Raw genomic sequence first — 22,578 nt, 5'->3', positions numbered from 1 at the left:
TCCGTTATTGTTTTGTTATCCGCTGATTGGTGTCGGGCATCATTGGGTAACCTTCAGTACTTTCTCGCGCGAATCAGTTGTCCGGGCGCGCGGGCGGCGCCCACGTGGTAATCCGCTGTGAGGGCCGGGGGACCAGGGGCTACGCTGTGCACCCGTGATCACCCGCCTCTCCCGCCTGTTCCTGCGCACCCTGCGAGACGATCCCGCCGACGCCGAGGTGCCCAGCCACAAACTGCTCGTTCGCGCCGGATACGTCCGCCGCGTCGCCCCCGGCGTGTACTCATGGCTGCCGCTGGGCCTGCGTACACTGCGCCGCATCGAGGACGTGGTGCGCCAGGAGATGGACGCCACCGGTGCCCAGGAGATCGCCCTGCCCGCGCTGCTGCCGCGCGAGCCGTACGAGACCACCAACCGCTGGACCGAATACGGCGACGCCCTGTTCCGCCTGCAGGACCGCAAGGGCGGCGACTACCTGCTCGGCCCCACCCATGAGGAGCTGTTCGCGCTCACCGTCAAGGGTGAGTACAACTCCTACAAGGATCTGCCGGTCACGCTCTACCAGATCCAGACCAAGTACCGCGACGAGGAGCGCCCGCGGGCCGGCATCCTGCGCGGACGCGAGTTCGTCATGAAGGACTCCTACTCCTTCGACCTCGACGACGCGGGCCTGGCCGCCAGCTATGCCACCCATCGCGCCGCCTACCAGCGCATCTTCGATCGCCTCGGCGTGCGGTACGTGATCGTGGCCGCCACGTCCGGCGCCATGGGTGGCAGCGCGTCGGAGGAATTCCTCGCCGAGAGCCCGGTGGGCGAGGACACCTACGTGCGCTGTGTCGAGTCCGGCTACGCGGCCAATGTGGAGGCCGTGGTCACGCCCGCGCCCGCGCCGCTGCCGATCGAGGGCAGGCCCGCGGCCGTCGAGCACGACACCCCGAACACGCCCACCATCGCCACCCTGGTCGACTGGGCCAACGAGGCGAAGGCTCTCGACCGCGCGGTGACCGCCGCCGACACACTCAAGAACGTGATGGTCAAGCTGCGTCATCCCGACGGCAAGACCGAGATCCTCGGCATCGGCATCCCCGGTGACCGCGAGGTCGACGACAAACGCCTCGAAGCCGCCGTCGAGCCCGCCGAGGTGGAACTGCTCACCGAGGCCGACTTCGCCGCCAACCCCTTCCTGGTGAAGGGCTACATCGGTCCGAAGAGCCTGCAGGCCAACGGCATTCGCTACCTGGTCGATCCGCGCGTGGTCGAGGGCACCGCCTGGATCACCGGCGCCGATGTGGCGGGCAAGCACGTCGTCGGGCTCGTCGCTGGTCGTGACTTCACCCCCGACGGCACCATCGAAGCCGCCGAGGTCCGCGACGGCGATCCCTCGCCCGACGGCGCCGGTCCGCTGGTGTCGGCGCGCGGCATCGAGATCGGTCACATCTTCCAGCTCGGCCGCAAGTACACCGACGCCTTCGACGTCGACGTGCTCGGCGAGAACGGCAAGCCGGTCCGCCTCACCATGGGTTCCTACGGCATCGGCGTGTCCCGCATGGTCGCGGTGATCGCCGAACAGCAGCACGACGACAAGGGCCTGCGCTGGCCCGCCGAGATCGCCCCCTTCGACGTGCACGTGGTGATCGCCAACAAGGACGCCGCCGCTCGCGAGGGCGCCGAACAAGTTGTCGCGGGCTTGGACTCCCAGGGCCTCGAGGTCCTCTTCGACGACCGCACCGCCTCGCCCGGCGTGAAGTTCAAGGACGCCGAACTGCTCGGCATGCCCTGGATCCTGGTGATCGGCCGCGGTTGGGCCGACGGCAAGGTCGAACTGCGCAATCGCGCGACCGGTGCGGCCGAGGAGATCCCGGCCGAAGACGCGGTCGCCGCCGTGACCGCCAAGATCCGCGGCTGAGTTCTGTTTCGTCACATCGCGCCGCTCCGCACACTGTGCGGGGCGGCGCGTTCGCCTTCCGGCGCACCGGCGACCGGCGGGCCGGCCGGTGGCGGCCGAACCTACGCCTACGTAGGGGAAACCGGCAGGTAGACGGCTCGCAGCGGGGTACGGCGCTGATAAGTTGACCGCATGACGAGTTCGCCCAGCCTGCTGTTCAACCCCGCCACCTACGACCCCCAGCATTTCGATGCCGAGACGCGGCGGCTGTTGCGGGCCACCATCGAGTGGTTCGAGTCCAGGGGCAAGGCGCAGCTGCTGGCCGAGGATCGCGACGCGGTGTGGACCGAGGAGTTCCTCGAGTTCGTGGGTGAGGAGAAGCTGTTCGCCACCTTCCTGACCCCGGCCGCCTACGCCGACGGTGATCCGAACAAGCGCTGGGACGCCGCGCGCAATGCCGCCCTCGCCGAGATCTTCGGCTTCTACGGGCTGGCGTACTGGTACGCCGAGCAGGTCACCATCCTGGGGCTGGGCCCGATCTGGCAGAGCGACAACGAGATCGCCAAGCGCAAGGCCGCCGCCGACCTCGACGAGGGTCAGGTGATGGCGTTCGCGCTGTCCGAGCGCGACCACGGCGCCGACATCTACAACACCGACCTGATCCTCACCCCGAGCGCGCCGGGCAGCGCCGACGCCGAGGCGGGCATCCTGTTCCGCGCCAGCGGCGAGAAGTACTACATCGGCAACGGCAACGTCGCTTCGATGGTGTCGGTGTTCTCCCGGCGCGGCGATGTCGAGGGGCCCGAGGGCTACATCTGGTTCGCGGCCGACAGCAGGCACGCCAACTACCACCTGGTCGAGAGTGTCATCCACGGGCAGATGTACGTCAGCCACTTCCGGCTGGAGAACTACCCGGTCACCGCCGCCGATGTGCTGCACGAAGGCCCCGAGGGCTTCTCGGCCGCGCTCAACACCGTCAACGTGGGCAAGTTCAACCTCTGCCACGGCAGCATCGGCATGGTCGAGCACTCCTTCTTCGAGGCCATCAGCCACGCCAACAACCGCATCCTCTACGGCAACCCGGTCACCGACTTCGGCCACGTGCGAGGCAACTTCGTCGACGCCTACGCCCGGCTGATCGCGATGAAGCTGTTCAGCGACCGCGCCGTGGACTACTTCCGCAGCGCCTCGCTCGAGGATCGTCGCTACCTGCTGTTCAACCCGATGACCAAGTCCAAAGTCACCTCCGAGGGCGAGGTCGCGATGACCCTGCTGCTGGATGTGCTGGCGGCCAAGGGATTCGAGAAGGCCACCTACTTCGCGCAGGCCTCGCGCTACATCAACCACCTGCCCCGGCTCGAGGGCACGGTGCACGTGAACGTGGGCCAGATTCTGAAGTTCATGCCGAACTACCTGCTCAACCCGAAGGAATACCCGGTGATCGGCACCGATCTCGCCCCCGGTGACCAGGAGTTCTTCTGGAAGCAGGGCCCGGCGCGCGGCGCGGGCAAGGTGCAGTTCGCCGACTGGGCCCCCGCCTACGAGCAGGCCGCCGAGGTCCCCAATGTCGGCCGCTTCTACGAGCAGGCCCAGGCGCTGCGCACCCTGCTGCTCACCGCCGCCCCCGATGCCGGCCAGCAGAAGGACCTGGACTTCATGCTGACCATCGGCCACCTGTTCTCCACGGTGGTCTACGGCCAGCTGATCCTCGAGCAGGCCGAACTCACTGGCCTCGACCGCGACGTGCTCGACCAGATCTTCGACTTCCAGATCCGCGACTTCAACACCCAGGCCACGGCCCTGCTCGGCAAGCCCTCGGTCACCGAGGCCCAGCGGGCATGGGCGATCGGCGCCCTGCGCAGCCCCGTCGCCGACGCCGAGCGCTTCGACCGCGTATGGCAGCAGGTCGAGTCCTACGACGGGGCCTACGCGATGCGCCCCTAGTCGCGACAGATCTGGGCCGTTGATCACCACGCCCTGGTGGCGTCGCTTCTCCGGCGATGCTCACCTGGGAGCATGGTGATCAACGGTCCTACTCCAGGTCATGGCCGGCGGGGTGCGTCTATGCCTTGCCTGGGAAGCTGACGGTGACCGGATCGGCGCCCAGGATGACCTGCCAGCGGGCGCGGCGTACGGCCGCCTCGGTGAGCGCCTGGGTGGCCGTCACGCGCACGGCGGGCTCGGTGGCTCGTTCGACCGCGGCCAACCACGCTGCGGCGCAGTCGGATTCGACCGCGACAGCCAGCTGGGCCGCGGGGATCGGGTTGTCGACCGGGAACGGCGGGTTGTAGGCGGCGTCGGGTGCTTCCGGGGCGGTGCCGTCGGCTTCGAGAAGTTCGATGGTGGCGTCGCGGCGGGCCCGGTGGGCCGCGCTGAACTCGGCGACCAGGCGGGCCCGGTCGTTGTTGGCGTAGGCGGCGATCACGCCGTAGGAATAGACGGCGGCGTGCTCGCTGTCGAGCGCGGCCTGCAGTGCCTGTCGTTGGTCGGTCATGTCAGCAGGACTCCCGCCTGGGTGGCGCAGGACGCGCTGATCGAGGCCAGCAAGCCTGCGCGATAACCGGATTCGGTACTGGCCGCGCGGGCGGCGGCCTGCTGGGAGCGCGCCAGCTGATCGCGCAGCTGCGCGAGGTCGAGCGGCTGCGCGGCATGGGTCTCGACGACCGAGGCGGGCACCGTCGATCCGTCGGGCCCGGGCACGACGACCTCGCCCGTGCGTCGCACCGGTGTGGTGCCGTCGCCGTACACGCCGAGCACCCGGTCGATCTCGGCACGCAACGCATCGGCATGCGCGGTGCGCTCGGTCGCGATGGTGCTCAACGCGGCCTGCGACTGCGGCGCCAGCGCGATGGCCGCGGTCGCCGCGACGGCATCGGCGCGGGCCAGAACCTCTTGGGCGGCAAGCGGATCGGGTGCGTGGACGGTGTCGTCCTCGGCACAGGCGGCCAGCACGGCTACCGCGGGCGCCCCGAGCGCGCCCGCGCCGACCAGCCGCAGCAATGTCCGCCTGCGCCAGGTCCGTGCCTCGGCGGGCGTCGTGGCGGTGTGCGCCGCTGTGCCATCGGTGTGTGTCGCGACGGCGTCTGTCGCGGCATCCGCGGAAGCGACGAGCGCGGCGCTGACACGGATGACGCCGGCAGGCGCGGTGGCGGTCCGGGCCGCGCGGACGGCGGTGGCCTCGAGGGAGTGGCGGGGCGGGCGGGGTTGAGTCAGTGGAGCTGGAAGCTGTTGTGCGTGTGCGGGATACGTGCTTGCCGTGGCGTCGGCAGGCGGTGTCGGTCCGGCGGGGGCGACGCTGACCGGGTACGGCGCCGCGAGCGTCGTCGGGCGGGATTCGTGCCGGTCGGAACGCATGCCGGAAGGTCGCCCGGCGCTCGACGGGGCGGTATGGCGGAAGGGCACGACCACCATCGTGCCAGATCCGTCCGGCGGCGCTCGCGCACGCCGTGACCTGGTAGGGCACGCCGGAGCGGACCGGTGCGCGACGCCCGGCTGCTGGTCCTTTACACTCTCGGAGCGCGTTACGCTAGACCTTCGGCGTAGAAATTTCCGATCGCGTCACAACTGAACCAGGAGCCGCCCATATGCCGATGCCCACCGAGGAAAGGGTGAGCCAGCTAGTCGCTGAGCTCGTTGCACGCCGGGGATTCGACCTCGAGGGCGTTGCGATCGCGGCTGCGGGCAAAGACGAGCTGGCGCCGGTTCGGTTGAAGGTCATCGTGGACAGCGACGGCCCGGTCGACCTCGACGCGATCGCCGAGCTCAGCCGCGAGACGTCGGAGCTGCTCGACGCGGCCGGTGATTTCGGCGATTCCGCCTACCTGCTCGAAGTGACGACCCCGGGCGTCGACCGCCCGCTCACCACCGATCGGCACTGGCGCCGCGCCCAGGGACGCAAGGTGAAGGTGGTCCTGGCCGAGGCCGCCGACCAGGTCGAGGGCAAGAAGCGCTTCGAGGCTCGCGCGGGGCACCTCGCCGACGACGGCACGATCGCACTCGTGCTCGGCGGCCGCAGCAAGCCGCACCGGGTGCACGTGCCGCTGGCCGACATCGCCTCCGCGGTCGTCCAGGTGGAATTCAACGCACCCGGCGCCGCCGAACTCGAGCTCGCGGGCGGTATCGCCGCGGGCCGACCCGTCCCGGGTGACGAACCCGCAGACCTCGCCGCCAGTGGCCTACACAGTGACTCTCCCACCGAAGGGGTTGCGGAATGAACATTGAAATCGAAGCCTTGCGGGCGATCGTCGCCGACAAGGGCATCTCGATCGAGACCGTGATCTCGGCGATCGAGTCGGCGCTGCTCACCGCCTACCGGCACACCGAGGGTCACCAGCCCAACGCGCGCATCGACATCAACCAGAAGACCGGCGTGGTCCGGGTGATGGCGCGCGAACTCGACGCCGACGGCAACCTCGTCTCCGAATGGGACGACACCCCCGAGGGCTTCGGCCGGATCGCGGCGACCACCGCGCGCCAGGTGGTGCTGCAGCGGCTCCGTGATGCCGAGAACGAGAAGTCCTTCGGTGAGTTCGCCACCCACGAAGGCGACATCGTCGGCGGTGTGGTCCAGCGCGACGCCAGGGCCAATGCCCGCGGCATCGTGGTGGTGCGCATCGGCAGCGAGGCCAATGGCGCCGAGGGCCTGATCCCGCCCGCCGAGCAGGTGCCCGGCGAGACCTACGAACACGGTGACCGGATCAAGTGCTACGTCTACGGGGTCTCCCGTGGCCCGCGTGGCCCGCAGATCCAGCTCTCGCGCACCCATCCGAATCTGGTGCGCCGACTCTTCTCGCTCGAGGTCCCCGAGATCGCCGACGGGTCGGTGGAGATCGTCGCGGTGGCGCGCGAGTCCGGGCACCGCTCCAAGATCGCCGTGCGCTCCACCGTGCCCGGCGTCAACGCCAAGGGCGCGTGCATCGGCCCGATGGGTCAGCGCGTGCGCAACGTGATGAGCGAACTGGCGGGCGAGAAGATCGATATCATCGATTACGCCGAGGATCCGGCGACCTTCGTCGGCAACGCCCTCTCGCCCTCGAAGGTGGTCTCGGTCACCGTCGTGGATCCGGAAGCCAGGGCGGCGCGGGTGATCGTGCCGGACTTCCAGCTGTCACTGGCGATCGGCAAGGAGGGCCAGAATGCCCGCCTGGCCGCTCGTCTGACCGGCTGGCGTATCGATATCCGCAGCGACGCGGCTCCGGAACCGGGCGATCCGGTCCGCCCGGAGGCGCACCGTAGTTGACGAAGACGCGGGAATCCCGACCCTCGGATGACATGTTCGTAACTTCAGAAGGGGAGGGGTTCGTCGTTATGACCGGGTCACCGGTAGAGTGGGTGAAGGATCGGCCCGCGCAATCCGTTCGAACCTGTATCGGATGCCGTCTGCGCGAGCCGTCTGCCGACCTGTTGCGGATCGTGGCGCAGCATCGAGGCGCCGACGGTGACAGTGTCGGAACCCCGGCTGTTGCGATAGTCCCCGACCCGCGGCGCAGACTTCCCGGACGGGGTGCTTGGTTGCACCCCGTTTCAGCTTGTCTGCGTTCCGCAGAGCGGCGCCGAGCATTCGGCAGAGCCCTACGAGTGTCCGGAAATCTGGATATCTCAGCCCTGGAGCAGTACCTCGAGAACAGGCACGAGCACTCATGAGCACACCGTGAAGCACCAACGATGAACGTCCATCGGAGATAACCCGAGGTCGTGCGGGCCCGCCTTCCCTAGGCGGTGTCACTGCTCGACCTCTCAGTGAGGAGAGCAGTGGCAGGCAAGGCCCGCGTGCACGAGTTGGCTAAAGAGCTCGGTGTCACAAGCAAGGAACTACTCGCGAAGCTCAAGGAGCAAGGCGAGTTCGTGAAGTCGGCGTCCTCGACGGTGGAAGCACCCGTCGCCCGTCGTCTGCGTGAATCGCTCGCGTCGAAGTCCGCCCCGGCGGCCGATGCGAAGTCGGCAGCCCGTCCCGGACCGTCCCCGGCGGCCCGTCCGGGCGCCAAGCCCACCCCCGGCGGTCCCCGTCCGGGCCCGCGTCCGGCTCCGGCGGCTCCCGCCGCGGCCGCGACCCCCCCGGCACCGGCCGCTCCCGCGGCACCGGCGACCCCGGCTCCGGCCGAGTCCACTCCGGCTCCGGCTGCCAAGCCCACCCCGGCGGCGGCGCAGTCCGCGCCCGCTGCCAAGCCCGCCGCGCCCGCCCCGCGCCCCGCGCCCGGCGCGCCGCGCCCGGCGCAGGGTGGTCAGGCTCCGCAGCAGCAGCGTCCCGGCCAGCCCGCGCAGGGTGGTCAGGCCCCGCGTCCGGCCGGTCCCGGCCCGAAGCCCGGCCCGAAGCCCCCGCGCGTCGGCAACAACCCGTTCAGCTCCGCCCCCGATCGTGAGCGTCCCGCGCCGCGTCCCGCCCCGCAGGGTGGCCCGCGTCCGACGCCGGGTCAAGGCGGTCCTCGCCCGACGCCGGGTCAGGGTGGTCCGCGCCCGGCTCCCGGTCAGGGCGGTCCCCGTCCCGGTCAGGGCCAGGGTGGTCCGCGTCCGGCCGCCGCGCAGGGCGGTGCCCCGCGTCCCGGTGGTCCGCGCCCCAACCCGGGCTCGATGCCGCCTCGTCCGAACCCGGGTGCCATGCCCGCGCGCTCGGCTCGTCCCGGCCCCGCGGCCGGTGGCCGTCCGGGTCGTCCCGGCGGCGCACCCGGCGGCGGGGGCGCAGGTCGTCCCGGTGGTGGTGGCGGTGGCGGCTACCGCGGTGGCGGTGGCGGTGCCCCCGGCGCCGGTGCCGGTGCGGGTGCTCCCGCGGCCGGTGGTTTCCGTGGTCGTCCCGGTGGCGGCGGCGGTCGTCCCGGTGGTCCCGGTGGCCGTGGTGGTGCGGCCGGTGCGTTCGGTCGTCCCGGTGGTGCTCCGCGTCGTGGCCGCAAGTCGAAGCGGGCCAAGCGCGCCGAATACGAGAACATGCAGGCGCCCGCCGTCGGTGGCGTGCGGCTGCCCCGCGGCAACGGCGAGATCATCCGTCTCGCTCGCGGCGCGTCGCTGTCGGACTTCGCCGAGAAGATCGACGCGAACCCGGCTGCCCTGGTGCAGGCGCTGTTCAACCTCGGCGAGATGGTCACCGCGACCCAGTCGGTGAACGACGAGACCCTCGAGCTGCTCGGCGGCGAGATGAACTACGTCGTCCACGTCGTCAGCCCCGAGGACGAAGACCGCGAGCTGCTGGAATCGTTCGATCTCACCTACGGCGAGGACGCCGGTGGCGAGGACGACCTCGAGCAGCGTCCGCCGGTCGTGACCGTCATGGGTCACGTCGACCACGGTAAGACCCGACTGCTCGACACGATCCGCAAGGCCAACGTCGCCGAGGGCGAGGCAGGTGGCATCACCCAGCACATCGGTGCTTACCAGGTGCTGACCGATCTCAACGGTGAAGAGCGCCTGATCACCTTCATCGACACCCCGGGTCACGAGGCGTTCACCGCCATGCGTGCTCGTGGTGCGAAGGCCACCGACATCGCGATCCTCGTGGTCGCGGCCGACGACGGCGTCATGCCGCAGACGGTGGAAGCGATCAACCACGCCCAGGCGGCCGATGTGCCGATCGTGGTGGCGGTCAACAAGATCGACAAGGAAGGCGCGAACCCGGACAAGATCCGGCAGCAGCTGACCGAATACGGTCTGGTCACCGAGGAGTACGGCGGCGACACCATGTTCGTCAACATCTCCGCCAAGCAGGGCCTCAACATCGACGCGCTGCTCGAAGCGGTGCTGTTGACCGCGGACGCCTCGCTCGACCTGCGGGCCAACCCGGACATGGACGCCCAGGGTGTCGCCATCGAGGCGCACCTCGACCGCGGCCGTGGCCCGGTGGCGACCGTGCTCATCCAGCGCGGCACGCTGCGCGTCGGCGACTCGATCGTGGCGGGCGACGCCTACGGTCGCGTGCGCCGCATGGTCGACGAGCACGGCGAAGACGTCCTGGCGGCCCTGCCGTCGCGGCCGGTCCAGGTCATCGGTTTCACCTCGGTGCCCGGCGCGGGTGACAACCTGCTCGTGGTCGACGAGGACCGCATCGCCCGCCAGATCGCCGACCGCCGCAACGCACGCAAGCGCAACGCGCTCGCTGCTCGCAGCCGCAAGCGGATCAGCCTGGAAGATCTGGATGCCGCCCTGAAGGAGACTTCGGAGCTCAACCTGATCCTCAAGGGCGACAACTCCGGTACCGTCGAGGCCCTCGAAGAGGCCCTGCTCGGCATCGAGATCGACGACGAGGTGCGTCTGCGCGTCATCGACCGCGGTGTCGGTGGCGTCACCGAGACCAACGTCAACCTGGCGTCGGCCTCGAACGCGATCATCATCGGCTTCAACGTCCGTGCGGAGGGCAAGGCCACTGAGCTGGCCAACCGCGAGGGCGTCGACATCCGGTACTACTCGGTGATCTACCAGGCCATCGACGAGATCGAGAAGGCCCTCAAGGGCATGCTCAAGCCGATCTACGAAGAGGTCGAGCTGGGCCGGGCGGAGATCCGCGCGATCTTCCGTTCGTCCAAGATCGGCAACATCGCCGGTTGCATGGTGCTGTCGGGTTCGGTCAAGCGCAACGCCAAGGCGCGCCTGATCCGCGACGGCCGGGTGATCGCCGAGACGATGACCATCTCCTCGCTCAAGCGGGAGAAGGACGACGCCACCGAGGTCCGCGAAGGTTTCGAGTGCGGTATGACCGTGACCTACAGCGACATCAAGGACGGCGACATCATCGAGGCGTACGAACTGCGCGAGAAGCCGCGCGACTGATATCGCACACCGTTCCACACGCCGCATCCGAGTTTCGGGTGCGGCGTGTGGTCATGCGGGCGAATCCCATCTACCAGGAGGTGAGCACCGCTGTACATCGGTGCGCTCGAATTCGATCTACTGCTCGGTGACGTGCATTCGCTCAAGGAGAAGCGGTCGGTCATCCGCCCGATTCTCGCCGAGCTGCAGAAGCGCTTCGGCGTGAATGCCGCCGAGGCCGGAGATCAGGACCTGCACCGCCGAGCACTGCTCGGGGTGGCCATGGTCAGTGCGGAAACGGGACACCTGAACGAGGTGCTCGACAAGTGTGAGCGGCACGTTGCCGCGCGTCCGGAGATAGAGTTGCTGGCAGTACGCCGCCGGATCTTCGGACCCGAAGACTAGAGGGAGGTCAGGCCATGGTGGATCAAGCCAGGGCACGCCGACTCGCCAAGCGGATTTCCGCGATCGTGGCCACCGCGATCGAATACGAGATCAAGGATCCGCGGCTGCGGTTCATCACCGTCACCGACGCCAAGGTGACCGGCGATCTGCGCGAGGCGACGGTGTTCTACACGGTGATGGGCGAGACGCTCGAGACCGAACCCGACTACACGGCCGCGGCCGCCGGTCTGGACGCGGCCAAGGGTGTGTTGCGGTCCAAGGTCGGCGCCGGAACCGGGGTGAAGTTCACGCCGATCCTGTCGTTCACGCTGGACAAGGTGCCCGACGCGGCACGCGACATGGAGGAGCTGCTGGCCCGGGCTCGCGCCATCGACGACGAGGTCGCCAAGGTGGCCGCCAACGCCACCCACGCCGGTGACGCCGATCCGTACAAGTCCGATCGCGACGACGAAGACCCCGAGTAGTCGTCGTGCCCGGTCGCGACGCCGGAATCCGTGACGGGACCGCGCTGGATGCCGCCGTCGCCGCGTTGGCGGCGGCGCGTTCGGTGACCGTCCTGTGCCATGTGCAGCCCGACGCCGACACCGTCGGCAGCGGGCTCGCGCTGGCGCTTGCCGTGCATCGGCGCGGCGTGCCGGTCCGGGTGTCGTTCGCCGAACCGGCCGAACTGCCCGCCTCGCTGCGTACCCTGCCCGGCACCGAACATCTCGTGCCGCCCGCGGAGGTGCCGGACGAGGTGGATCTGTTGATCGTGGTCGACTGTGGTGCGCGCAGTCGTCTCGGCGCGCTCGCCGACCGGTTGCGCGGCGCCCGCTCGACCTTGGTGATCGATCATCACCGCGCCAACGACGGGTTCGGCACCGTCGACCTGATCGATGAATCGGCGGCCTCGACCACCGAGCTGATCACCCGCCTGCTCGACGCCTGGGAAGTCCCGATCGACGCGGCGATCGCGCACTGCCTGTTCGCCGGTCTCGTCACCGACACCGGTTCGTTCCGCTGGGCCAGGCCGGGCAGCCATGCGCTGGCCGAGCGTCTGCTCGCCACCGGCATCGACGGCACCGAGATCACCCGCGTGCTGCTCGACACCCATCCGTTCGCCTGGCTGCCGATGCTGTCGAAGGTGCTCTCGACCGCGGTGGTCGTGCCCTCGGCTGCCGGAGTGGGTTTGGTGTACGCGCTGGTGCGCGCCGCCGACACCCACGAGGTCGGCCCGGAGGAGGTCGAGAGCGTCATCGATGTCATCCGAACCACCACCGAGGCGGGTATCGCCGCGGTCTTCAAGGAGGCCCGCGGCCACAACGACCGCTGGACGGTCTCGCTGCGCTCCCGGGATTCCGCACCCGGCACCGCCGACGGCATCGACGTGGCGGCCGTCGCGAGCGGTTTCGGGGGCGGCGGCCATCGCTTCGCCGCCGGCTACACCACCTACGGCAGTGTGGAGTCGGTGGTTCGGGCGCTGGTCACCGCGCTGGGCTGATCACGTCAGGCGGCGAGAAGACATCGATTGCGCGGAACCCGAGCAGCTCGCGCAGTTCTGGTGCGAGGTAGTGGCATACGAGCGGAGTGGCACACGAGCCGCGGTGTCGGTGCCGTGTGCGACCATCGGCGGCAGTCGTGCACAGGTACGCGCCGGGGAGTGAGCGGCGCCCTTCATCGGGGAGGTCGTCGGGCGTGAGTTCTGCGGTGGAACAGGCCGGGCCGCGGCGCATTCTGGGGATCGCGCTGCCGACCCTGGGTGTTCTCGTCGCCGAGCCGCTGTATCTGCTGTTCGACATGGCGGTGGTCGGCCGGTTGGGGGCGCTCGCGCTGGCCGGGCTCGCGGTCGGTGGCGTGATCGTGGGAACCGTGAGCACGCAGCTGACATTTCTGTCCTACGGGACGACAGCGCGGGCGGCCCGTCGCCATGGCGCGGGGGACCGGGCGGGCGCGGTCGAGGAGGGGATTCAGGCAAGCTGGGTCGGCGTGGCCATCGGGCTGTTGATCGTGGCGGTGGTGCAACTGTTCGCCGGGCCGCTGTGCTCGGCGATCGCCGGGGGCGGCGAGATCGCCGGCGAGGCGCTGACCTGGGTGCGGATCGCGCTGTTCGGGGTGCCGTTGATCCTGCTGTCGATGGCCGGCAACGGCTGGATGCGCGGGGTCCAGGACGTGCGTCGGCCGTTGCTGTTCGTGGTCGCGGGCTTGGCGCTGTCGGCGGTGCTGTGCCCGGTGCTGGTGTACGGGCTGCTCGGTGCGCCGCGGCTGGAGCTACCCGGGTCGGCGGTGGCCAACGTCGTCGGCCAGTTCGTCACCGGCACGCTGTTCGTCTACGCGCTGCTGCGCGAACGGGTTTCGCTGCGGCCACGACCGGCGGTGATGCGCGCGCAACTGGTGCTCGGGCGCGATCTCATCGTGCGCAGCCTCTCGTTCCAGGTGTGCTTCGTCTCTGCCGCCGCGGTCGCCGCCCGCTTCGGTGCCGCGTCCGTGGCCGCCCACCAGATCGTGCTGCAACTGTGGAATTTCCTCGCGCTGACCCTGGATTCGCTGGCCATCGCGGCCCAGACCCTGGTCGGTGCGGCCCTCGGTGCCGGAAATGCGCGAGACGCCAAGGGGATCGCGCGCCGCGTCACCGGCTGGTCGGAGATCTTCGCGCTGCTGCTGGCCGCCACGTTCGCCGCGGGCGTGGGGGTGATCCCGCTGCTGTTCACCGACGACCCGCAGGTGCTCGACCGCGCCCATGTCATCTGGTGGTTCTTCGTCGCCATGATTCCGGTGGCGGGCGCGGTCTTCGCGCTCGACGGGGTCCTGCTCGGCGCCGGCGACGCCGCCTTCCTGCGCACCGCCACGCTGATTGCCGCTCTGCTCGGGTTCCTGCCACTGATCTGGCTCTCGCTCGTCTTCGACTGGGGCGTGGCCGGGATCTGGTCAGGACTGGTCGCGTTCATGCTGCTGCGGTTGGTCGCCGTGGTCGCCAGGGCCAGGTCGGGTCGGTGGGCCAGGGTCGGTGCCGACGTGCCCAGCGGCGCCGCGTGAGCCGGGGTCAGCGCGAGCAGGGGGCTGAGAATGTCGACCCAGCGGATCTCGAGATCGCGGGGCGGATACTCGCCCGCGACCGCCGATCGGTGAACCCGCCGGTCGTCCGCGACGCGGGTGTGCCACTGTGGACGGGTGATACCGAAGTTGATGGCGGTCAGCGACGTCCATGTGGGACACCAGGGCAACAAGCCGGTCGTGGAGCAGATCCACCCGGACTCGCCGGAAGACTGGCTGATCGTCGCCGGGGACGTGGGCGAGAAGGCCGAGGAGGTGCGGTGGGCACTCGAGCTGCTGCGCCGCCGGTTCGCGAAGGTGATCTGGGTGCCGGGCAACCACGAACTGTGGACCACGCCCAAGGACCCGGTGCAGATGCACGGCGCCGCCCGCTACGACTATCTCGTGGCGATGTGCCGTGACCTCGACGTCGTCACCCCCGAAGACCCGTTCCCGGTCTGGACCGGGGCCGGCGCCGAGAAGTACGGCGGACGCGTCACCATCGCGCCGATGTTCCTGCTCTACGACTACTCGTGGCTGCCGGAGGGGACCACGACCAAGGCGCAGGGACTGGCGCTCGCGCGTGAACGCAATGTCGTGGCCACCGACGAATTCCTGCTGACGCCGGAGCCGTACCTGTCCCGCGACGCCTGGTGCCACGCCCGCGTGCAGTACACCCAGCGCCGCCTCGACGCGCTCGCCCCCGATACCGCGGTGGTCATGGTCAACCACTTCCCGCTGGTGCGTCAGCCCACCGAGATCCTGTTCTACCCGGAGTTCTCGCTGTGGTGCGGCACCGACCTCACCGCCGATTGGCACACCACCTACAACGTCGTCTGCTCGGTCTACGGCCACCTGCACATCCCGCGCACCACCTACTACGACGGCGTCCGGTTCGAGGAGGTCTCCCTGGGCTACCCGCGCGAATGGAAGCGCCGCGGTGTGCCCGAGCCCCTGCTGCGCCAGATCCTGCCCGAACCGGTCTACGCCGAGGGCGACCTCAACTCCTGGGGCGGCCACTTCAAGCTCACTCCCGAGATGGAAGCCGCCGCCGCGGAAATGCGAGCCAAGGCGGATCGGCGCCGAGGACTGTGACCGGGAATTTGCGTCGGTGCGCGACGACTGATTTCGTGGTGACCATGGGTAACTCATCGGGGACGGGCGAACGCGCCACACCCGCATTCCGCCGGACGCCGATGAAGGCCGTCGCGATTCTCGCTCCGGCCGGAATTCGCGGAGAGGCGCGACAGTGATTCAGGACATTGTGCCGTCAGGCGTGGCCACCGCCGAGCTGCTGACCTATCCGGAGGAGCTGAAGGCGCATCCGGCCGAGGAACACCTCATCGCCAAGGCGGTCGAGAAGCGCCGCCGCGACTTCATCGGCGCTCGCCACTGTGCGCGCCTGGCGCTCGAACAGCTCGGTGAGCCCCCGGTCGCGATCGGCAAGGGGGAGCGCGGCATGCCGCTGTTCCCGCGTGGCGTCGTCGGCAGTCTCACCCACTGCGACGGCTATCGCGCCGCCGCGCTCACCCACGCGCTGCGCTTCCGCTCGGTCGGCATCGACGCCGAACCGCACGGCGCCCTGCCCGAGGGCGTGCTCGATTCGGTGAGTCTGCCCGCCGAGCGCGAGTGGCTGACCACCGCGCCCGCCGGCCTGCATCTGGATCGGCTGCTGTTCTGTGCCAAGGAAGCCACCTACAAGGCGTGGTTCCCGCTGACCCACCGCTGGCTCGGTTTCGAGGACGCCCACATCACCTTCGAGATCGATTCCCGCACCGCCGATTCCGGTTCCGGAACGTTCCACACCGAACTGCTCATCCCCGGCACGACACACGATGGCGGCGCGCCCCTGCGCACTTTCGACGGACGCTGGACGATCGCCGACGGGCTGATCCTGACCGCGATCGCGCACGGCTGATGGCCGCGCGCCACTCCGCGGTCGGCCAGCTCGGCGGACTGGTGATCGTCGACAAGGACGGCGGCTGGACCAGCCATGATGTGGTGGCACGCAGCCGGAAGCTGCTACGCACCAAGAAGGTCGGGCACGCGGGCACTCTCGACCCGATGGCCACCGGAGTGCTCGTGCTCGGTGTCGAGCGGGCGACGAAACTGCTCGGTCAGCTGATCCTCACCACCAAGGCCTACACCGCGACGATCCGGCTGGGCCAGGCAACCGTCACCGACGACGCGGAGGGCGAGGTCACCGCGACAACGCCCGCGCTGCACCTCACCGACGACGCGATCGCGGCCGAGGTCGCCGCCCTGACCGGTGACATCCAGCAGGTCCCCGCCACCGTCAGCGCCATCAAGATCGATGGGGAACGCGCCTACGCCCGCGCCCGCGCGGGCGAGGACGTACACCTGCCCGCCCGCCCGGTGACGGTGTCACGGTTCGAGGTCCTGGCCCGCCGGGATGTCGCCGACGGCGAATTCGTCGACCTGGACGTGGAAGTCGACTGCTCCTCGGGCACCTACATCCGCGCCCTCGCCCGGGACCTGGGCGCCGCTCTCGGCGTCGGTGGACACCTGACCGCCCTGCGGCGCACCCGCGTCGGTCCGTTCACCCTCGAACACGCCCGCACCCTCGACGAACTCGCCGCGGCCGCCGAGGCCGAGCACCCCTTGCTCAGCCTCGACATCGACACCGCGGTCCGCACCGCTTTCCCCCACCGGGACATCGACGAATCCCAGGCGGAAGACCTCCGCAACGGCCGCTGGCTCGACCCCATCGGCCGCGCGGGAGTCTACGCCGCCATCGACCCGGCGGGCCGAGCCATCGCCCTGCTCGAGGAGAGCGGCAAACGCGCCGCCTCGGTCATGGTGGTTCGCCCGCCGGGCATCGGCGACTGACTGCAGTTCAGCACGTCGGGAATCCGGTGCGCCGCATCGTGTTCGGTTTCAGCGGGCCGGTCGGCGCCAGGGTGGCCGTGCCGGTATCGATCGATCGTGAGTCGCGCACTGTCGTGTATCGCGGTGACTGCTAGGTGGCGAGCCAGATCGCTTCCGCCGCAAGAGTTCCCAGCTCGGTCGGCAAGGCGCCATCGGCGATCCGGACCGCGATGGTGCCGGCGAAGTCGCGACGTTCCTGGACCACTATCGTGGTGTCGAGGGCGATGCCCACCGAGTCGAAATAGCGCAGCATGGCGGGGTCGGAGTCGGAGATGCGGGCGACCCGGCCGGACTCGCCCGCCCCGAAATCGCTGAGCTGGCGGGCCGGGGGAGTGGGGACCGCGCCGTCGACCGAGGGGATCGGGTCGCCGTGCGGATCACGGTCGGGGTGGCCGAGTTTCGCGTCGATGCGCGACATCAGGAGTTCGGAGACGGCGTGTTCGAGCACCTCGGCCTCGTCGTGGACCTCGTCCCAGCCGTAGCCGAGTTCGTTCACCAGGAAGGTCTCGATGAGCCGGTGCCTGCGGACCATCGCCACGGCGGCGCGCCGACCGTGTTCGGTCAGCGTGATCGCGCCGTAGCGGGCGTGTTCGACCAGGCCCTGGTCGGCGAGCTTGCGCACCGCCTCGGACACCGTCGAGGCCGACACCCCGATCCGCTCGGCGAGCAGCTTGGTCGACACCTTCTCCTGTGACCATTCCTGAGCGGTCCAGATGACCTTCAGATAGTCCTGCGCCACCGCGGACAACTCGGGCGCGATCGTGGCGGTGGCGGCGAGTTCGGCCTGCTCGCCGGATCGCGTCGCCGCACGGCGGGGCGCGACATCTCGTTTACCTGGCACACCATTGATGTTAGGCATCCCTGACGGGAATGACACATCCGGCGAACCGGCGCGGCGCACGGCCGCGATAGGCTTCGCGGTGTGCAGAGGTGGCGAAGTCTCGACGAGGTGCCCGCGGACTGGGGGCGCTGCGTCCTCACGATCGGTGTGTTCGACGGCGTGCATCGCGGGCACGCGCAGCTGATCAGTCGCGCGGTGGCCGCGGCGAACTCCCGTGGTGTCCCGTCGGTTCTGATGACCTTCGATCCGCATCCCATGGAGGTGGTACGGCCCGGTTCGCACCCCGCCCAGCTCACCACCTTGACCCGCCGCGCCGAACTGGCCGAGGAACTCGGCATCGACGTGTTCTGCGTGATGCCGTTCACCCAGGAATTCATGAAGCTCACCCCGGGCGGCTACGTGCACGACCTGCTGGTCGAACGACTGCACGTCACCGCGGTCGTGGTCGGGGACAACTTCACCTTCGGCAAGAAGGCCGCGGGCACCGTCGACACGATGCGCGAGCTCGGTGAACGGTTCGGCTTCGAGGTCGACGGGGTGACCCTGCTCGGTGAGCACGCCGTCACGTTCTCCTCCACCTACATCCGCGCCTGCGTCGACGCGGGCGACATGGCCGCGGCCGCGGAGGCGCTCGGTCGCCCGCACCGCATCGAAGGCGTCGTCGTGCACGGCGACAAGCGCGGACGCGAACTCGGCTTCCCGACCGCCAACGTCGCCCCGCCCATGCACGCCGCCATTCCCGCCGACGGCGTGTACGCGGGCTGGTTCACCGTGCTCGGCGCCGACGGCCCGGTCGGCACGATCGACCCCGGTCAGCGGGCGATGGCGGCCATCTCGGTGGGCACCAATCCGACGTTCTCGGGCCGGTCGCGCACCGTCGAGGCGTTCGTTCTCGACGCCGAGGCCGACCTGTACAGTCAGCACGTCGCGGTCGACTTCGTCGAACAGCTGCGCGGGATGCGCAAGTTCGATTCCATCGACGAGCTGGTCGAGGCCATGGGTCGCGATGTCGAGGCCGCGCGCAAGGTGCTCACCGCCGCCGACGCCTGAGGCCGGTGCGGCTCGCCCGAACAGGTCGGGTAAAGTGGTTCCTCGGGTTTGCTGCGGTCCGCGGTGGCGCCCATCCCGGGTAACCGGACATTCGAGCGCGGAACTGAAAAATAGGAGTCTGCCGCATGGCGCTGACCACTGAGCAGAAGTCGGCCATTCTGGCCGAGTACGGCCTGCACGAGAAGGACACCGGTTCGCCGGAGGCGCAGATCGCGCTGCTGTCGAAGCGGATCTCGGACCTGACCGAGCACCTCAAGCAGCACAAGCACGATCACCACACCCGGCACGGCCTGCTGGCCCTGATCGGTCGTCGTCGTCGCCTGTCGAAGTACCTGCAGGCCAAGGACATCAACCGCTACCGTTCGCTCATCGAGCGCCTCGGCCTGCGTCGGTAACCTTGGCGGCTGGCGCCGCGGGTTTTCGGTATTCATGGCGGCTGGCGCCGCGGGTTTTCGGCCTGGTAGCCCCGAATCCGAGGGCCGATACTCCGCCTTCGGCGTTACGTCTCGGCCCTCGGATCCGGGGCGGCCGAACACGTGGGGGTTGCGTGAGAGTCCGTAGCGGGCTTGCTCGGGGTCGATCGCGCCACTCGTGAGGGTGGTCGGTTCGCACGCTGGGTTCCACGCTGAGTTCATTGACACGCCTTCTGGTGGAGGCGGTCGCTCGATAGCCAATGGGAAGAAGTACACTTCTTCTCGTTGGCTATTCGTGTATTCGGCGACCATCGGGGTTCCGCGTGCACTACAACATGTGACAGCCGTATGCATCCGTCCGCGTGGCGTCGGTCTTCGGTAGTGGCCTTTCGGCAGGCGTTTCCCGCCGCCGTCGGGCTTCGATCGATGACCGCCTCCGCGTCGCCGCTTCCAAGGGGATCCGGCCGGGTGCTGCGCGTGGCAGCCAGGAGGGCTGCCGCGTGTCCGTGTCCGGTACGGCTGACGAGGAGCTGGTTCGCGCCCACCCGGCGCCAGTGCGCCTGGAAAACGGCAGCGCGACCAGCGAGACGAGAGGTCGAGAGAAGAAAATGACGCAGACAACTGAACGTACTTCGACCGCGGTCGAGGTCGAGCCCGGAATCTTCGAGTCGGTCGCGCTGATCGACAACGGCAGCTTCGGCACCCGCACCATCCGCTTCGAGACCGGCCGGCTGGCCAAGCAGGCCGCGGGCTCGGTGGCCGCGTACCTGGACGACGAGACGATGCTGCTGTCGGCGACCACCGCCGGTAAGCACCCCAAGGACCAGTTCGACTTCTTCCCGCTGACGGTCGATGTCGAAGAGCGCATGTACGCCGCGGGTCGCATCCCCGGCTCGTTCTTCCGTCGCGAGGGCCGCCCCTCCACCGACGCGATCCTGACCTGCCGCCTGATCGACCGTCCGCTGCGCCCGACCTTCATCGACGGTCTGCGCAACGAGATCCAGGTCGTGGTCACCGTGCTCAGCCTCGAACCGCAGGATCTCTACGACGTGGTGGCCATCAACGCCGCCTCGGCGTCGACCCAGCTCTCGGGCATCCCGTTCTCCGGCCCGATCGGTGGCGTGCGCGTCGCCCTCATCGGCGGCCAGTGGGTCGCGTTCCCGACCGTCGAGCAGCTCGAGGACGCCGTGTTCGACATGGTCGTCGCGGGCCGGGTCACCGAGACCGGTGACGTCGCCATCATGATGGTCGAGGCCGAGGCCACCGACAAGGTGATCGCGCTGATCGCCGACGGCGCGCAGGCGCCGACCGAGGCCGTCGTCGCCGAGGGCCTGGAAGCCGCCAAGCCGTTCATCGCGCGCCTGGTCCGCGCGCAGGCCGACTTGGCCGAGCTGGCCGCCAAGCCCACTCAGGAGTTCCCGCTCTTCCCGCCCTACGGTCCCGACGTGTTCGAGACCGTCGAGGGCACTTCGAAGGTGGAGCTGAACGAGGCGCTGAGCATCGCCGACAAGCAGGCCCGCGAGGCCCGCATCGACGAGATCAAGGCCGAGGTGCTCTCGCGCCTCGGTGAGGACTTCGTCGGTCGCGAGAAGGAGTTGGGTGCCGCGTTCCGCTCGGTCACCAAGAAGCTGGTGCGCCAGCGCATCCTCACCGACGGTTTCCGCATCGACGGCCGCGGTCTGGCCGACATCCGTCAGCTCTCCGCCGAGGTCGACGTGATCCCGCGCGCCCACGGTTCGGCGCTGTTCGAGCGTGGCGAGACCCAGATCCTGGGCGTCACCACCCTGGACATGGTGAAGATGGCCCAGCAGGTCGACTCGCTCGGCCCGGAGACCTCCAAGCGCTACATGCACCACTACAACTTCCCGCCGTTCTCCACCGGCGAGACCGGTCGCGTGGGTTCGCCCAAGCGCCGCGAGATCGGCCACGGCGCGCTCGCCGAGCGTGCGCTGATGCCGGTGCTGCCCTCGCAGGAGGAGTTCCCCTACGCCATCCGTCAGGTCTCGGAGGCGCTGAGCTCCAACGGCTCCACCTCGATGGGTTCGGTGTGTGCCTCCACCCTGTCGCTGCTCAACGCCGGTGTGCCGCTCAAGGCGCCGGTCGCGGGTATCGCGATGGGTCTGGTGTCGGACACCGTCACCAACGACAAGGGTGAGGACGAGGTCCGCTACGTGGCGCTGACCGACATCCTCGGCGCCGAGGATGCCTTCGGTGACATGGACTTCAAGGTTGCCGGTACCCGTGACTTCGTCACCGCCCTGCAGTTGGACACCAAGCTCGACGGCATTCCCTCGCAGGTGCTGGCCGGTGCGCTGAACCAGGCGCACGATGCCCGCACCACCATCCTGGACGTGATGGCCGAGGCCATCGCCACCCCGGACGAGATGAGCCCCTACGCCCCGCGCGTCACCGCGATCAAGATCCCGGTCGACAAGATCGGCGAGGTCATCGGGCCCAAGGGCAAGATGATCAACCAGATCACCGAGGACACCGGCGCCAACATCTCCATCGAGGATGACGGCACCGTGTTCGTCGGTGCGACCGACGGGCTGAAGGCCCAGGCCGCGATCGACGCGATCAACGCGATCGCGAACCCGCAGCTGCCCAAGGTCGGCGAACGCTTCCTCGGCACGGTCGTCAAGACCACCGCCTTCGGCGCGTTCGTCTCGCTGCTGCCGGGCCGTGACGGCCTGGTGCACATCTCCAAGCTGGGCAACGGCAAGCGCGTCGCCAAGGTCGAGGACGTGGTCAACGTCGGCGACAAGCTGCGCGTGGAGATCGCCGATATCGACAATCGCGGCAAGATCTCGCTCGTCCCGGTCGAGGACGAGGCCCCGGCCGCCGAGCCGGCCGCCGTCGAGGAGACCGCCGCCGCCGAGTAGGGTAGCGCACCAGACGCAGAACCCCCCGCCAGCACAACGGCGGGGGGTTTTGTCGTCTCGGCGGGAAAGCAACGTTGATGCAACGTTGTTTCACTTAGTGTTGCCGGACACAGTGGTGACAGCCGCGTGCGCCCGGCGAAGGGCGCGTCGCCTGCTGTCCGCTCGGCGTATGCGGTCGGATTGCTGGACTGTTCTCGGCGCCGGAAAGTTACTCTCAGGTACCAGTATTTTGACGGAATCTGGTCCGGTTTATTATCGAACCGAATACGCTTCCCTTCGTCCGCGGGCGTGTGTGTCAGGTGTCGGGGTTGACGATGGAGGTCGGGAGATAGCCGAGTCATAGCTGTAAGGGATGCAACCCCTGGATCGTGGGCCCGGTGGAGACGGACGAGCCGGTGCCCGGTTGCATGACGGCGCGCCGGAACGGAATGGTCGTGTTATAGCCGATCGCCCTGAATTCTGGCGGCAGTGGGCGGA

Annotated in this window: 19 protein-coding genes; 16 read left to right on the top strand and 3 right to left on the bottom strand. The window is 69.2% G+C overall.

Going from position 1 to position 22,578, the window contains the following annotated elements:
• Positions 1-154: 154 nt before the first annotated feature.
• Positions 155-1,903, top strand: a complete 1,749-nt coding sequence (locus BOX37_RS21395) for a proline--tRNA ligase (protein ID WP_071929207.1) — start codon at positions 155-157, stop codon at positions 1,901-1,903.
• 171 nt (positions 1,904-2,074) lie between these two features.
• Positions 2,075-3,826 (top strand): acyl-CoA dehydrogenase family protein, encoded by a 1,752-nt coding sequence (locus BOX37_RS21390; RefSeq protein WP_071929206.1) that lies wholly within the window; start codon positions 2,075-2,077, stop codon positions 3,824-3,826.
• 118 nt (positions 3,827-3,944) lie between these two features.
• On the opposite strand, the gene BOX37_RS21385 is transcribed toward BOX37_RS21390, so the two are convergent.
• Positions 3,945-4,376 (bottom strand): ferritin-like domain-containing protein, encoded by a 432-nt coding sequence (locus BOX37_RS21385; protein ID WP_071929205.1) that lies wholly within the window; start codon positions 4,374-4,376, stop codon positions 3,945-3,947.
• Entirely contained in the window at positions 4,373-5,293 is a 921-nt protein-coding gene (locus tag BOX37_RS35970) for a hypothetical protein (RefSeq protein WP_338039715.1), read from the bottom strand. Before BOX37_RS35970 ends, BOX37_RS21385 begins: the two co-directional genes overlap by 4 nt.
• 173 nt (positions 5,294-5,466) lie before the next feature.
• On the opposite strand from BOX37_RS35970, the gene rimP reads away from it, so the two are divergent.
• From rimP to truB, 11 genes are all read left to right on the top strand, one after another.
• Entirely contained in the window at positions 5,467-6,096 is a 630-nt protein-coding gene (gene rimP, locus BOX37_RS21375; protein WP_071929204.1) for a ribosome maturation factor RimP, read from the top strand.
• Positions 6,093-7,121 (top strand): transcription termination factor NusA, encoded by a 1,029-nt coding sequence (nusA, locus tag BOX37_RS21370; protein WP_071929203.1) that lies wholly within the window; start codon positions 6,093-6,095, stop codon positions 7,119-7,121. The genes rimP and nusA overlap by 4 nt, the downstream gene beginning before the upstream one ends.
• A 68-nt stretch (positions 7,122-7,189) precedes the next feature.
• On the top strand, positions 7,190-7,525 hold the full coding sequence (locus BOX37_RS21365) for a YlxR family protein (RefSeq protein WP_071931745.1): 336 nt from the start codon (positions 7,190-7,192) through the stop codon (positions 7,523-7,525).
• Between the two features lie 108 nt (positions 7,526-7,633).
• Complete coding sequence (infB, locus tag BOX37_RS21360; RefSeq protein ID WP_071929202.1) at positions 7,634-10,633, top strand: translation initiation factor IF-2; 3,000 nt, start codon at positions 7,634-7,636, stop codon at positions 10,631-10,633.
• 90 nt (positions 10,634-10,723) lie between these two features.
• Positions 10,724-11,017 (top strand): DUF503 domain-containing protein, encoded by a 294-nt coding sequence (locus BOX37_RS21355; protein WP_071929201.1) that lies wholly within the window; start codon positions 10,724-10,726, stop codon positions 11,015-11,017.
• A 14-nt stretch (positions 11,018-11,031) separates the two neighbouring features.
• Positions 11,032-11,481, top strand: a complete 450-nt coding sequence (rbfA, locus tag BOX37_RS21350) for a 30S ribosome-binding factor RbfA (RefSeq protein ID WP_071929200.1) — start codon at positions 11,032-11,034, stop codon at positions 11,479-11,481.
• A 5-nt stretch (positions 11,482-11,486) separates the two neighbouring features.
• On the top strand, positions 11,487-12,497 hold the full coding sequence (locus BOX37_RS21345; RefSeq protein ID WP_071929199.1) for a DHH family phosphoesterase: 1,011 nt from the start codon (positions 11,487-11,489) through the stop codon (positions 12,495-12,497).
• A gap of 194 nt (positions 12,498-12,691) precedes the next feature.
• On the top strand, positions 12,692-14,029 hold the full coding sequence (locus BOX37_RS21340) for an MATE family efflux transporter (protein WP_071929198.1): 1,338 nt from the start codon (positions 12,692-12,694) through the stop codon (positions 14,027-14,029).
• Positions 14,030-14,179: 150 nt separating this feature from the next.
• Positions 14,180-15,121 carry a metallophosphoesterase family protein gene (locus BOX37_RS21335; protein ID WP_071929197.1) on the top strand — a complete coding sequence of 314 codons (942 nt, stop codon included), beginning with the start codon at positions 14,180-14,182 and terminating at the stop codon, positions 15,119-15,121.
• Positions 15,122-15,275: 154 nt separating this feature from the next.
• Positions 15,276-15,944 carry a 4'-phosphopantetheinyl transferase Npt gene (npt, locus tag BOX37_RS21330; RefSeq protein WP_071929196.1) on the top strand — a complete coding sequence of 223 codons (669 nt, stop codon included), beginning with the start codon at positions 15,276-15,278 and terminating at the stop codon, positions 15,942-15,944.
• The gene (gene truB, locus BOX37_RS21325; RefSeq protein WP_071929195.1) at positions 15,944-16,876 is read left to right on the top strand and encodes a tRNA pseudouridine(55) synthase TruB; all 933 of its coding nucleotides are present in this window, start codon (positions 15,944-15,946) and stop codon (positions 16,874-16,876) included. The genes npt and truB overlap by 1 nt, the downstream gene beginning before the upstream one ends.
• 130 nt (positions 16,877-17,006) lie before the next feature.
• Here the strand turns inward: truB and BOX37_RS21320 are convergent, their stop codons facing one another.
• Positions 17,007-17,774 carry a metal-dependent transcriptional regulator gene (locus BOX37_RS21320; RefSeq protein WP_240504976.1) on the bottom strand — a complete coding sequence of 256 codons (768 nt, stop codon included), beginning with the start codon at positions 17,772-17,774 and terminating at the stop codon, positions 17,007-17,009.
• Positions 17,775-17,837: 63 nt separating this feature from the next.
• Between BOX37_RS21320 and BOX37_RS21315 the strand changes: the two genes are divergently transcribed.
• The 3 genes from BOX37_RS21315 (at position 17,838) to BOX37_RS21305 (ending at position 22,101) form a co-directional block, all read left to right on the top strand.
• Positions 17,838-18,806: a bifunctional riboflavin kinase/FAD synthetase gene (locus BOX37_RS21315; RefSeq protein ID WP_071929194.1), complete on the top strand. Its 969-nt coding sequence runs from the start codon at positions 17,838-17,840 to the stop codon at positions 18,804-18,806.
• Between the two features lie 125 nt (positions 18,807-18,931).
• Positions 18,932-19,201, top strand: a complete 270-nt coding sequence (rpsO, locus tag BOX37_RS21310; protein WP_067492627.1) for a 30S ribosomal protein S15 — start codon at positions 18,932-18,934, stop codon at positions 19,199-19,201.
• A gap of 626 nt (positions 19,202-19,827) precedes the next feature.
• Entirely contained in the window at positions 19,828-22,101 is a 2,274-nt protein-coding gene (locus BOX37_RS21305) for a polyribonucleotide nucleotidyltransferase (protein WP_071929193.1), read from the top strand.
• Positions 22,102-22,578: the final 477 nt, after the last annotated feature.

This window comes from Nocardia mangyaensis (assembly GCF_001886715.1).
In the GTDB taxonomy this organism is placed as follows: domain Bacteria; phylum Actinomycetota; class Actinomycetes; order Mycobacteriales; family Mycobacteriaceae; genus Nocardia; species Nocardia mangyaensis.
Note: the sequence above shows the minus strand (reverse complement) of the source record. Positions and strands in the feature narration are given on the sequence as shown.